This is a genomic window from Corallococcus sp. AS-1-6, assembly GCF_020037015.1.
Lineage (GTDB): Bacteria > Myxococcota > Myxococcia > Myxococcales > Myxococcaceae > Corallococcus.
Genome location: NZ_JAIQDE010000006.1, coordinates 113,930 through 127,396, shown reverse-complemented (window position 1 = coordinate 127,396; position 13,467 = coordinate 113,930). Strand labels below are relative to the sequence as shown.

Genomic DNA, 13,467 nt, shown 5'->3' with positions numbered 1-13,467 from the left:
TGACGTTCAGTGCCCGACACCGAGGGCCTTTCCGCCCCGGCTTTACATTCGACAAACCCGCGAACTCATTGGACGTTCCTGGGATCGCGGGCCGTCTTCGCAGGTCCGGTCGCAACGCTTCCGCCGATCAGGGGTTTCACTCGTGGACGACACCAAGGTTTCCAGCTCCTCCGCTCCCCGCAAGCGCGCCAACGGCCGAAGGACGGCCGCGACCGCCGCGAGCCAGGAGGCTGGCCCCGCAGGCCCCCGCTCCCAGGGCAACGTGGCGGCCAACCGGCTGAGCAACACCGAAGCGACGCGTGCCGAACCCGCGCCCTCCCGCCGCGCTCCCGCGCGGAGCCGCAACGGCAACGGCCGCCCGGCGGCCGCCGATGACGGCCTGCGCCCCGGCGGCCCTCCTCCGCTCCAGCAACTGCTGGCGGCGCTCCGGGCCGTGCAGGGCGGCGACTTCTCCGTGCGCCTGCCCTCGGGCGCGCAGGACGTGGTGATGGATGAGATCGCCCGCGCGTTCAACGCGGTGGTGACGCTCAACTCCACGCTCACCCACGAAATCGTCCGCGTGGAGCGCGTCGTCGGCCGCGAGGGCCGCATGGGCGAGCGCGTCACCCTGGGCGACGTGCGCGGCGACTGGGCCACCAGCGTCCAGTCCATCAACGCCCTCATCGGCGACCTGGTGCAGCCCACCACGGAGGTCGCCCGCGTGCTGGTGGCGGTGGCCGAAGGCGACCTCACCCAGAAGATGGCGCTGGAGATCGACGGCCAGCCCGTGAAGGGCGAGTTCCTCCGCATCGGCACCACCGTGAACGCGATGGTGGATCAGCTCAACAGCTTCGCCGCCGAAGTGACGCGCGTCGCGAAGGAGGTGGGCACCGAAGGCAAGCTGGGCGGCCAGGCCGACGTGAAGGGCGTGTCCGGCGTGTGGAAGGACCTCACGGACAACGTGAACGTCCTCGCCGGCAACCTCACCGCGCAGGTGCGAAACATCGCGGAGGTCACCACGGCGGTGGCCCGCGGCGACCTGTCCCGGAAGATCACCGTGGACGTGAAGGGCGAGGTCCTGGAGCTCAAGAGCACCATCAACACGATGGTGGACCAGCTCAACAGCTTCGCCTCCGAAGTGACGCGCGTCGCGCGCGAGGTGGGTACGGAAGGAAAGCTGGGCGGTCAGGCCGCGGTGTCCGGCGTGTCCGGCACGTGGAAGGACCTCACGGACAACGTGAACTTCATGGCGTCCAACCTCACGACGCAGGTGCGCGGCATCGTGAAGGTGGTGACGGCGGTCGCCAACGGTGACCTCACCCAGAAGCTGATGGTGCCGTCGCAGGGTGAAATCGCCGCGCTGGGCGCCACGCTGAACAACATGACGGACACGCTCAACGTGTTCGCGCAGCAGGTGACCAGCGTCGCGCGCACGGTGGGCGTGGAGGGCAAGCTGGGCGCCCAGGCCCAGGTGCCCGGCGCCGCGGGGACGTGGAAGGACCTCACGGACAACGTGAACCTGATGGCGTCCAACCTCACCAGCCAGGTGCGCAACATCGCGGAGGTCTCCACCGCCGTCGCCAATGGCGACCTGTCCCGGAAGATCACCGTGGACGTGAAGGGCGAGGTCCTGGAGCTCAAGAGCACCATCAACACGATGGTGGACCAGCTCCGCGCGTTCGCCGCCGAAGTGACGCGCGTCGCGAAGGAAGTGGGCACGGACGGCAAGCTGGGCGGTCAGGCCGCGGTGCCGGGGGTCGGCGGCACGTGGAAGGACCTCACGGACAACGTGAACAGCATGGCCTCCAACCTCACGACCCAGGTGCGCAACATCGCCCTGGTGACGACGGCGGTGGCCACCGGTGACCTGTCCAAGAAGATCACCGTCGACGCACGCGGCGAAATCCTGGAGCTGAAGAACACCATCAACACGATGGTGGACCAGCTCAACAGCTTCGCCTCGGAAGTGACGCGCGTCGCCCGCGAGGTGGGCACGCACGGCAAGCTGGGCGGTCAGGCGGAAGTGAAGGGCGTGTCCGGCACGTGGAAGGACCTCACGGACAACGTGAACTTCATGGCGTCCAACCTCACCACCCAGGTGCGAGGCATCGCCAAGGTGGTGACCGCGGTCGCCAACGGCGACCTCACCCAGCGCCTGAAGATGGAGGCCAAGGGCGAGGTCGCGGAGCTCGCGGACACCATCAACGCGATGACCCAGACGCTCTCCATCTTCGCGCAGCAGGTGACGGACGTCGCGCGCACGGTGGGCGTGGAGGGCAAGCTGGGCGCCCAGGCCGTGGTGCCGGGCGTCGCGGGCACCTGGAAGGACCTCACGAACAACGTGAACCTCCTGGCGAACAACCTCACCGACCAGGTCCGTAACATCGCCGAGGTGACGACGGCGGTCGCGAAGGGCGACCTGTCCCGGAAGATCACGGTCGACGCGAAGGGCGAGGTGCTGGAGCTCAAGAGCACCATCAACACGATGGTGGACCAGCTCCGCGCGTTCGCCGCCGAAGTGACCCGCGTCGCGAAGGAAGTGGGCACGGACGGCAAGCTGGGCGGCCAGGCCGACGTGAAGGGCGTGTCCGGCGTGTGGAAGGACCTCACGGACAACGTGAACAGCATGGCCTTCAACCTCACCACCCAGGTGCGCGGCATCGTCAAGGTGGTGACGGCGGTGGCCGACGGCGACCTGTCCCAGAAGCTGGTGATGGAGGCCAAGGGTGAAATCGCCGCGCTCGCGGACACCATCAACGCGATGACCCAGACGCTGTCCGTCTTCGCGCAGCAGGTGACGGACGTGGCGCGCACGGTGGGCGTGGAGGGCAAGCTGGGCGCCCAGGCCGAGGTGCCGGGCGTCGCGGGCACGTGGAAGGACCTCACGAACAACGTGAACCTGCTGGCCAATAACCTCACGGCCCAGGTGCGAAACATCGCGGAGGTCACCACGGCGGTCGCGAACGGCGACCTGTCCAAGAAGATCACCGTGGACGCGAAGGGCGAGGTGCTGGAGCTCAAGAGCACCATCAACACGATGGTGGACCAACTCCGCGCGTTCGCCGCGGAAGTGACGCGCGTCGCGAAGGAAGTGGGCACCGAAGGCAAGCTGGGCGGTCAGGCCGACGTGAAGGGCGTGTCCGGCGTGTGGAAGGACCTCACGGACAACGTGAACGTCCTCGCCGGCAACCTCACGGACCAGGTGCGCAACATCGCCAAGGTGACCACGGCGGTGGCCAACGGCGACCTGTCCCAGAAGATCACCGTGAGCGTGAAGGGCGAGGTGCTGGAGCTGAAGAACACCATCAACACGATGGTGGACCAGCTCCGCGCGTTCGCTTCGGAAGTCACGCGCGTGGGCAAGGAAGTGGGTACGGAGGGCAAGCTGGGCGGCCAGGCCGCTGTGCCCGGCGTCGCGGGCGTGTGGAAGGACCTCACGGACAACGTGAACGTCCTCGCCGCGAACCTCACGGACCAGGTGCGCAACATCGCCAAGGTGACCACGGCGGTGGCCTACGGCGACCTGTCGCAGAAGATCTCCGTCGAAGCGAAGGGCGAAATCCTGGAGCTCAAGAGCACCATCAACACGATGGTGGACCAGCTCCGCGCGTTCGCCTCCGAGGTGACCCGCGTCGCGAAGGAGGTGGGCACGGACGGCAAGCTGGGTGGTCAGGCCGCGGTGCCCGGCGTCGCCGGCACGTGGAAGGACCTCACGGACAACGTGAACAGCATGGCGTCCAACCTCACCAGCCAGGTGCGCAACATCGCGCTGGTGACGACGGCCGTCGCGAACGGTGACCTGTCCAAGAAGATCACCGTGGACGCGAAGGGCGAAATCCTGGAGCTGAAGAACACCATCAACACGATGGTGGACCAGCTCAACAGCTTCGCTTCCGAAGTGACCCGCGTGGCGCGCGAGGTGGGCGCGGAGGGCAAGCTGGGCGGTCAGGCGGAGGTGAAGGGCGTGTCCGGCACGTGGAAGGACCTCACGGACAACGTGAACTTCATGGCCCGCAACCTCACCACCCAGGTGCGCGGCATCGTCAAGGTGGTGACCGCGGTCGCGAATGGCGACCTCAAGCAGAAGCTGGTGGTGGACGCGAAGGGCGAAGTGGCCGCCCTGGCGGAGACCATCAACAACATGACCGACACGCTGGGCATCTTCGCGGAGCAGGTCTCCACGGTGGCCCGCGAGGTGGGCGTGGAAGGGAAGCTGGGCGGCCAGGCCCGCGTGCCCGGCGTCGCCGGCACGTGGAAGGACCTCACGGACAACGTGAACTTCATGGCGTCCAACCTCACCACCCAGGTGCGCGGCATCGTGCGCGTGGTGACGGCGGTGGCCAACGGCGACCTGACCCAGAAGCTCATCGTGGACGCGAAGGGTGAAGTCGCCGCGCTCGCGGACACCATCAACAACATGACCGACACGCTGGGCACCTTCGCGGAGCAGGTCTCCACGGTGGCCCGCGAGGTGGGTATCGAAGGAAAGCTGGGCGGCCAGGCCCGCGTGCCCGGCGCGCGCGGCACGTGGCGGCAGTTGACGGACAACGTGAACCAGTTGGCCGGGACGCTCACCAGCCAGTTGCGCGCCATCTCCGACGTGGCCACCGCCGTGACCAAGGGCGACCTGACCCGCAGCATCACGGTCGTCGCCGAGGGCGAGGTCGCGGCGCTGAAGGACAACATCAACCAGATGATCGTCAACCTGCGTGAAACGACGCAGAAGAACCAGGAGCAGGACTGGCTCAAGACGAACCTGGCGAAGTTCAGCGGCATGATGCAGGGCCAGAAGTCCCTGGACGCCGTCAGCCGCCTCATCATGAGCGAGCTGACCCCGCTGGTGTCCGCGCACCACGGCGCCTTCTTCCTCTCCGACCCCGAGGGCGGCATGCCGTCCCTCAAGCTCACCAGCACCTACGCGTACCGGGAGCGCAAGCACCTGGCGAACCGCTTCCGCCTGGGCGAGGGGCTGGTCGGCCAGTGCGCGCTGGAGAAGAAGACCATCCTGCTCACGCGCGTGCCGTCGGACTACATCACCATCTCCTCCGGGCTGGGTGAGGCCGCGCCGCTCAACATCATCGTCCTGCCCGTCCTCTTCGAGGGCGAGGTGAAGGCCGTCATCGAGCTGGCCTCGTTCCACCCGTTCAGCGCCATCCATCAAATCTTCCTGGATCAGCTCACGGAGAGCATCGGCGTGGTGCTCAACATGATCATGGCGAACATGCGCACGGAGACGCTGCTCTCCGAGTCGCAGCGCCTGACCCAGGAGCTCCAGAGCCAGTCGCGCGAGCTCACCCAGCAGCAGGACGAGCTCAAGCGCACCAACATCGAGCTGGAGGACAAGGCGAAGGAGCTGGCGGACCAGAACACCCGCGTGGAGGAGAAGAACCGCGAGGTGGAGCTGGCGCGCGTCAGCCTGGAGGAGAAGGCGGAGCAGCTCACCATCATCTCCAAGTACAAGAGCGAGTTCCTGGCCAACATGAGCCACGAGCTGCGCACGCCGCTCAACTCGCTGCTCATCCTCGCCAAGCTCCTGTCGGACAACAAGGACGGGAACCTCTCCACCAAGCAGGTGGAGTACGCCAACACCATCTACGCGTCCGGCGGGGACCTGCTCAGCCTCATCAACGAAATCCTCGACCTGTCCAAGGTGGAGGCGGGCAAGATGCAGGTGGAGCCCCGGGACATCGTCCTCACGGAGCTCAACCAGTTCATCGAGCGCAGCTTCCGCCCGGTGGCGGACCAGAAGGGCCTCACCTTCCAGGTGGAGGTGCTCGCGGGCACGCCGCGCCACGTGCGCACCGACCCGCAGCGGCTGCAGCAGGTGCTCAAGAACCTGCTCTCCAACGCCTTCAAGTTCACCGACGAGGGCGGCGTGAAGCTCTCCGTGCGCCTGGCGGAGAAGGGCATCCGCTTCGACCACGAGGCGCTGCGCCGCTCGCGCCACGTGCTGGCCTTCGCCGTGAAGGACACCGGCATCGGCATCGCCAAGGACAAGCAGCGCATCATCTTCGAGGCGTTCCAGCAGGCGGACGGCTCCACCGCGCGCAAGTACGGCGGCACCGGCCTGGGCCTGTCCATCAGCCGCGAAATCGCCAAGCTGCTGGGCGGAGAGATCCGCCTGGAGAGCGAGCCGGGCAAGGGCAGCACCTTCACCCTCTACCTGCCGCCGGAGTACCAGGGCGCGGACGAGGAGGTGCCGCAGGGCGGAGAGCCGGCCGGCCGCGCGGTGGGGACGCTGCCGGAGACGCTCGTCACCCCGTCCACCTCCGGCACCCCCGCGACGACGCCGCAGTCGGCGCTCGCCCAGCCGGCGCCGGTGTCGGTGGCGGAGCCGCAGGCCCATGTGCTGGACGCCGCGCTGCCCCCCCAGGTGGAGGGGGCGCACACGCCCGTCGTGGTGGAGGACGACCGCGAGTCCATCCGCGAGGGTGACCGCACCTTGCTCATCATCGAGGACGACCTGAAGTTCGCCCGCATCATGGTGCAGATGGCGCGCGAGAAGGGCTTCAAGGCCCTGGTCGCCACGCGCGGTGACAGCGGCCTGTCCATGGCGCACGAGTACCAGCCGGACGCCATCACCCTGGACATCCAACTGCCCGTGGTGGACGGCTGGAGCGTGCTGGACCGCCTCAAGCGCAACCCGCGCACGCGCCACATCCCCGTCCACATCATCAGCGTCATGGACAAACACCTGGGCAACACCCAGGGCGCGTTCGGCTACCTGACCAAGCCCGTGAGCAAGGAGGGGCTGGAGCGCGTCTTCGGCCAACTGTCGCGCTTCCTGGAGCGCCGGGAGCGCCGCCTGCTCGTCATTGAAGACGACGACGTGCAGCGCAACAGCCTCACCCAGTTGCTCAGCGACGGCGGTGACGTCGTCGTCACCGCGGTGGCGTCCGGCCAGGAGGCCCTCCAGAAGCTGGAGGAGAACGAGTACGACTGCCTCGTCATCGACCTCCTGTTGCCCGACATGGACGGCATCAAGCTGGTGGAGGAGGTCAAGACGCAGCAGCGCTTCCGCGACCTGCCCATCGTCGTCTACACCGGCCGTGAATTGACGCCCAAGGACGAGTCCCGCCTGCGGCGTTACACCGGCAGCGTCATCCTGAAGAGCGGCGCGAAGAGTCCGGACCAACTGCTCAGCGACACGGCGCTCTTCCTGCACCGCCTGGATGAGAACCTCCCGGCGCGCGCGCGCGCGGCCCTGGCGCAGCGCAACGACCAGGACGCGCCGCTGGCCGGCAAGAAGGTGCTCCTGGTGGATGACGACATGCGCAACATCTTCGCGCTCACCAGCGTGCTGGAAAATCACAGCATGCAGGTCGTCTTCGCGGAGAACGGGCGGGCTGCCATCGAGATGCTCGGCCAGCACCCCGACGTGGACGTCGTGCTGATGGACGTGATGATGCCGGAGATGGATGGCTATGAGACCATGCGTGCCATCCGCAAGGACCCCAAGTACGCCAGCCTCCCCATCATCGCCGTCACCGCGAAGGCGCTGAAGGACGACCGTGAGAAGTGCATGGCCGCTGGCGCGAGTGACTACCTGCCCAAGCCGGTGGACACCGACAAGCTGCTGGAGCTGGTCCGGCTGTGGGTGAGTGCTTGATACTCAACGAGGGCGATCCATCCTCGTGCCCCCTTTGCACTTCCGTCTGGAAGGGGGCAGCCCTAGCCTTGTTCGCCGTGTCTCGGGTCCCCTGACCCACGCGCTCCCCCACCGCGCACATGAACTCCACTGAGCACACTCCGGAACGTCCCCAGGAAGCCGCCGCGAGCCCACGCGCGGCCATCCTGATGGTGGACGACCACCCGGCCAACCTGCTGGCGCTGGAAGCCATCCTCGAGCCCCTGGGCCAGGAACTGGTGAAGGCGACCAGCGGCGAGGAGGCGCTCAAGCAGTTGTTGCAGCGCGACTTCGCGGTCATCCTGATGGACGTGCAGATGCCGGGGCTGGACGGGTTCCAGACGGCGGCGCTCATCAAGCAGCGCGAGCGCACGCGCACCATCCCCATCATCTTCCTCACCGCGCTCAGCCGTGACGCGGCGCATGTCTTCAAGGGCTACGCGCACGGCGCGGTGGACTACCTGCTCAAGCCCTTCGACCCGGAAATCCTCCGCTCGAAGGTCAGCGTCTTCGTGGACCTGTTCCTCAAGGAGCAGCAGCTCCAGCGCCAGGCGGCCCTCCTGCGCCAGCGCGACCGCGAGGCCCTGGAGCGCCAGAGCGCGCTGCGCTACCGCCGGCTCACGGAGGCCCTGCCGGAGCCCATGTGGGCGGCCCGGGCGGATGGCTCGCTGACGTACGCCAACCGCGCCTGGCGGGAGTACACGGGCCACCAGGAGGGCTATGAGCTGTCGCTCTCCTCCTTCCTCCAGGACGTGCACCCGGCGGACCGCGAGCGGATGCGCGGCGTGTGGAGCGAGGGTGTGGTGCAGGTGCAGAGCAGCTCGCAGGAGTTCCGGCTGCGGCGCAAGGACGGCGTCTACCGCTGGCACCTAGCGCGCGCGGTGCCCGAGCAGGACGAGCACGGGCAACTGGTGGGCTGGCTGGCCATCGCCACGGACATCGACGACAAGCGGCGCGCGGAGGAGGCGCTGGGGCGCTTCAAGACGACGCTGGACGCCACGCTGGACTGCGTCCTGATGTTCACCCCGGACTCGCTCACGCTGGCGTACGCGAACGCGGGCGCGGCCAAGCAACTGGCCTCCTCCGTGGAGGAGCTGGTGGGCCTGTCCGTGCTGGAGGTGGAGAGCGCCTTCGACGAGACGGGCTTCCGCAAGCTGCTGGCGCCGCTGATGTCCGGCACGCTGCCGTCGCAGACGTACTCCACCAACCACCGCCGCCGCGACGGCTCGGAGGTGCCGGTGGAGGTGGTGCTCCAGTACGTGGCGGAGGGGGACGGCCCCGGCCGCTTCATCTCCGTGGCGCGCGACATCACCGAGCGCCAGCGCGCGGAGACGGCGCTGCGGCTGGCGAGCGAGGCGAAGGACGCGTTCCTCGCCGCCGCGAGCCACGAGCTGCGCACGCCGCTGGCCGCGGCGAAGGGCCACGCGCACCTGGCGCTGCTCAAACTGGGCGGGCAGACGGAGGCCGGCCCCGGCAAGTCGCTGCAGATCATCAACCGGCAGATCGACCGCATGGCGAAGCTGGTGGAGGACCTGCTGGACATCAGCCGCCTGCAGGCGGGGCGTCTGTCATTGGAGCTGGAGCCGTTCGACTTGTCGCAGTTGGTGCTGGAGACGCGGGACCGCATGGCGGTGCTGTCGCAGACGCACGAGCTGAAGGTGGAGGTGCCCGAGCACCTGGAGGGCACGTGGGACCGGGGGCGGCTGGACCAGGTGCTGACGAACCTCCTGTCCAACGCCATCCGCTATTCGCCGGAGGGCGGCCAGGTGCTGGTGCGCCTGGTGGCGGAGGGCGACAGCGGCGTGCACCTGTCCGTGAAGGACCAGGGCGTGGGCATCCCCAGCGAGAAGCAGCGCCTCATCTTCGAGCGCTTCGGCCGCGCGCACGGCAGCAAGTACGGCGGGCTGGGGCTGGGGCTCACCATCAGCCAGGGCATCGTGGAGCAGCACGGGGGCCGCATCTGGGCGGAGTCCACGGGCACCGCCGGCCAGGGCTCCACCTTCAACGTCTGGCTGCCCCGGCGCACGGAGGCCCAGGCGGCGACGCCGACGGAGTCCTCGCGCACGCCGAGCTGAAAGCCCGCGCGTCGGGCCGGGACGCGGCGTGCGTCCCGGGGGGACGCGGTCCGGGGGGCGGGGGTGTCCGCCCGTGGCTCTGAAGCGCCGTTGGTACGGCGCGTGCTCAGGGACGGGGCATGCCCTCGTCCTCGCGGCCCAACATCCTCATCCTGACGGTTGATCAGCTCCAGTTCCCCCGCTTCGCCTATGGGCCGGAGGGCGGCTTCCTGCCGGCCATCAAGGACATCCTGGGCTTCGTGGCCGAGGGCGGGGAGGACAACCCGTTCCGGAAGTTCTTCCCCGGCTTCGCGGCGCTGCGGAAGAACGCGGCGGTGTTCCGCAACCACACCATCGCGGCGTCGGCGTGCACGCCCAGCCGCGCGGTCATCTACACGGGGCAGTACGGCACGCGCACGGGCGTCACGCAGACGGACGGCCTGTTCAAGAGCGGGGACGCGGCGGCCTTCCCGTGGCTGTCGGCGCAGGGGATCCCGACCCTGGGGCACTGGTTCCAGAAGGCGGGCTACCACACGCACTACTTCGGCAAGTGGCACGTGAGCAATCCGCCGGACCACTCGTTGAAACAGTATGGCTTTGACGACTGGGAGCTGTCGTATCCGGAGCCGCACGGGGCCTCCATCAACAACCTGGGCGCGTTCCGCGACGAGGGCTTCGCGGACGTGACGTGCGGCTTCCTGCGGCGGATGGCGCTGGGGGAGCCGTACAACCGGGCCCTGGCGGAGCAGTCGTACGCGGCGCCCCGGGCCGCGGCGCCGGAGGGCGAGGCCCAGCCATGGCTGGCGGTGGCGTCGTTCACCAACCCGCACGACATCGCGACGTATCCCATCCTGCCGCGGCAGTTGGACCCGGGGGCGCCCAAGCTGGGGCCGCTGACGGTGCCGGCGCAGGGGGCGCGGTCGGTGACGCCCACGGCGGGGACGCTCACGGTGCCGCTGAACCCGCTGGGGTTCCCGCAGGACAACGCGAGGGTGCCGTCGAACCTGCGCGACACGCTGGCGAACAAGCCGGACTGCCAGCGGGACTACGCGTACAAGATGGGGCTCGCGCTGTCGTCGAAGACGGGGCTGACGTTCCACCAGGCGAACGAGAACATCGACCCGGTGACGGTGACGTTGAACGCGGGCATCCCGTTCCAGTTGACGCACGACCCGGAGAAGGCGGCGGAGCGCTTCCAGCAGTACTACGCGTGGCTCATCCACCTGGTGGACGGGCACCTGGCGAGGGTGCTGAAGACGCTGGACGAGACGGGGCTGCGGGAGAACACGGTGGTGGTGTTCCTCTCCGACCACGGCGAGTACGGCGCGGCGCACGGCTACCTGATGGAGAAGTGGCACGCGTCCTACCAGGAGGCGCTGCACGTGCCGCTGGTGGTGCAGTTCTCCCAGGAGCAGGAGACGCGGTACATCGACGCGCTGACGAGCCACGCGGACATCGTGCCCACGGTGTTGGGGCTGGCGGGGATCACGCGCGAGGAGCAGGCGGCGATCCGCACGGACCTGCGGCTCCACCGGCCGGTGCCGCCGTTCGTGGGCGCGGACCTGAGCCCGCTGGCGAAGGGCGAGTCCACCACGGTGCTGGAGCCCAACGGCACGCCGCGAGAAGGCGTCCTCTTCATCACGGACGACGAAATCACGGAGCCGCTGCCGCGCACGGGAGACCCGCACCAGGTGCACGACGACGCGCTGTTCAACGTGTATACGCGAGCGGTGGAGCGGCTGAGGGAGCAGGGCAAGGTGCCCGGGTTGAGGCCCGGAGCGGTGTGCCAGCCGAACCACGTCCGCTGCGTGCGCACGCCCCGCTGGAAGCTGGCGAGGACGTTCGACCCGTCCGGAGCGCACGCGGACCAGTGGGAGCTGTATGACCTGCAGACGGACCCGCTGGAGCTGGAGAACCTGCTCGTCTTCGACCAGCCGTTCCCGACGTTGATTCCGTCACTGCCGCGAGGGCTGTCCCGCGTGGAGGTGGAGGAGGCGGCGCGCGCGACGCACGCGCTGCTGGAGCGGTACGAGGCGGAGAAGCTGTCGCCCTGGCCGCAGGGTTAGAGGAACCGCCGGAGCCACTGGTTCGTGTCGCTCTCGTATGGAATGAGTTCTTGACCCTCGTACTTGAACGTAAACGGCTCAAGCAGGCGCGCAAGGGCGCGGTACTGGGGGGGGATGGCCTTGGCCTGCGTGTCGATGGGGTCAGGCCATTCATCCAGGGTGACGAGCACGCGGTCTCCGTCCATGGGGAGCAGGGAGACCTCTGGGATGGGGAGGGCGTTGCGGAGCGCGGTGATGCCGCCCAGTTGTCCCAGCAGGGGCTGGCCGAGGAACGTGAGCCAGGCGGGGGCCAGGGCCCGGGTTCCCAAGATGGACCTGAAGCCGGTGCCTTGATGGAGATCCAAGCCTGGATAGCGAGCGAGGAGTGCCTCGACGATGGGCCACTTCGCCGCGCCCCACATTCCATGGGAGGAGATGATGGCGAAGCTGGCGTATCCGAAGTTGAAGGGCAGCTCCCGAGCGAGCTCCAGCGCCAATGTGCGCAGGTGAGCCGCACTGTTTCCCTGGAGGTAGTCCGTGGGAAAGGTGAATGACACCGCGTTGACGGGAGCCTTACCGAACGGTGTGTCGAGTGGATGCCCTTCGTACTCAAAAACGTACCCGCTGGAGATCTCACCTCCGCCAGGGCTCTCGGAGAGCTCCGCATTCCCACTGGTGCCCCAGGGACGCTCGAGTATTTGCTGGCGAGCGATCTCCCAGCCCTTGTCATCCAGCTCCAGGATGTCGCCGTCGTCCGTGCCGTACCAACCCAGCGAGCCCGGAGGAATGGCGCGAAGATAAGCCTGCAGCGCACGCCATACGGAGGGCGCAATCTCCTTGTGATCGCGGTGGATGAAAAAGCTGAGGCCAATGCCATCACGGGCCGCGGGAAGCGGGGGCGAACCTTTAGACCACAGGCGGATGACAGGGTATTCCCTGGTCATGGCTCCACCTCCTTGACCCCTGTACGGGGCGATATGAGCAAGGCCTGCCCTCCCAGGGCTTCCTCGTAGACGGACCGCTGGGACATGCCGGCGTAGGTGCCTGTGCCATACCTCGTCCAGGCTGGACCATTGGTGTCCGGACACGGGAACTTGAAGTCCAGGGTGAGCGCGGACCTGAGCAGGTCGCGGTCTCCGTGAAGGACAATGTCCGGCTTGATCGTGCCCCTGAGTTCGTCGGTGCAGCCGTCTGCGATGAGTTGCGCCTCTTTCGCCCGGCTGATGGTCTCCAGGAAGCGGGCGTTCGGGTAGTAGCGGTAGCGCTGCTCGATGCTGAAGGGAGCGGGCCACAGCTCCTTCAGCACTGCTTCCGCGCACTGAAGCGCGAGCACGTGCTTATGCTGACCGAGTTTCATGGCCCGCGTTACGGGCTTGCCGCAGCGGTCCTGCTCCACCACCTCGGCGCACTCCTGGCGCGTCGGAGGCCGGTCCTTGAAGTAGCGCGCGTTCCCCAACTGCTCCGCCTGGATGGCACACGCGGCGAGCTGCTGCTCCAGCTCATCCGCGTCGTGCTCCTGCTGCATCAGCGCGAGCATGGCCGGCGGGATGGCTCGGACCAACGGGGACGCCATGGCCTGGGTCGCCGCCCGCGCGGACGCCTGCTCCGCCACGTAGGCCGCGTGCCGTGCCTTCCCGGCCGTCTCCGTGTCCACGAACCGCAGCGTCCCATGCCGTGAACCACCGGCACACGCTGTCAGCAGGACGCAGGCTACCCAGAGGCTCGTTACGGAACGCACACGCCGGACTCTATCCGGCGCTGC

The 13,467-nt window shown here is 68.1% G+C and carries 5 protein-coding genes; 3 read left to right on the top strand and 2 right to left on the bottom strand.

The window, feature by feature from the left end:
- The first annotated feature begins 142 nt into the window (after positions 1-142).
- The 3 genes from K8612_RS10490 to K8612_RS10480 all read left to right on the top strand — a co-directional run bounded on the left by K8612_RS10490 (position 143) and on the right by K8612_RS10480 (position 11,726).
- A complete protein-coding gene (locus K8612_RS10490) occupies positions 143-7,588 on the top strand; it encodes a HAMP domain-containing protein (protein ID WP_223762180.1) in 7,446 nt (2,481 codons plus the stop codon).
- Positions 7,589-7,707: 119 nt separating this feature from the next.
- On the top strand, positions 7,708-9,681 hold the full coding sequence (locus K8612_RS10485) for a PAS domain S-box protein (RefSeq protein WP_223762179.1): 1,974 nt from the start codon (positions 7,708-7,710) through the stop codon (positions 9,679-9,681).
- A 119-nt stretch (positions 9,682-9,800) separates the two neighbouring features.
- Positions 9,801-11,726 (top strand): sulfatase-like hydrolase/transferase, encoded by a 1,926-nt coding sequence (locus K8612_RS10480; RefSeq protein WP_223762178.1) that lies wholly within the window; start codon positions 9,801-9,803, stop codon positions 11,724-11,726.
- Here K8612_RS10480 and K8612_RS10475 read toward each other — a convergent pair.
- Together K8612_RS10475 and K8612_RS10470 are read right to left on the bottom strand one after the other, a co-directional pair.
- On the bottom strand, positions 11,723-12,649 hold the full coding sequence (locus K8612_RS10475; protein WP_223762177.1) for a type VI immunity family protein: 927 nt from the start codon (positions 12,647-12,649) through the stop codon (positions 11,723-11,725). The genes K8612_RS10480 and K8612_RS10475 overlap by 4 nt on opposite strands.
- Entirely contained in the window at positions 12,646-13,359 is a 714-nt protein-coding gene (locus K8612_RS10470) for a hypothetical protein (protein WP_223762176.1), read from the bottom strand. The genes K8612_RS10475 and K8612_RS10470 overlap by 4 nt, the downstream gene beginning before the upstream one ends.
- Between the last annotated feature and the right edge of the window lie 108 nt (positions 13,360-13,467).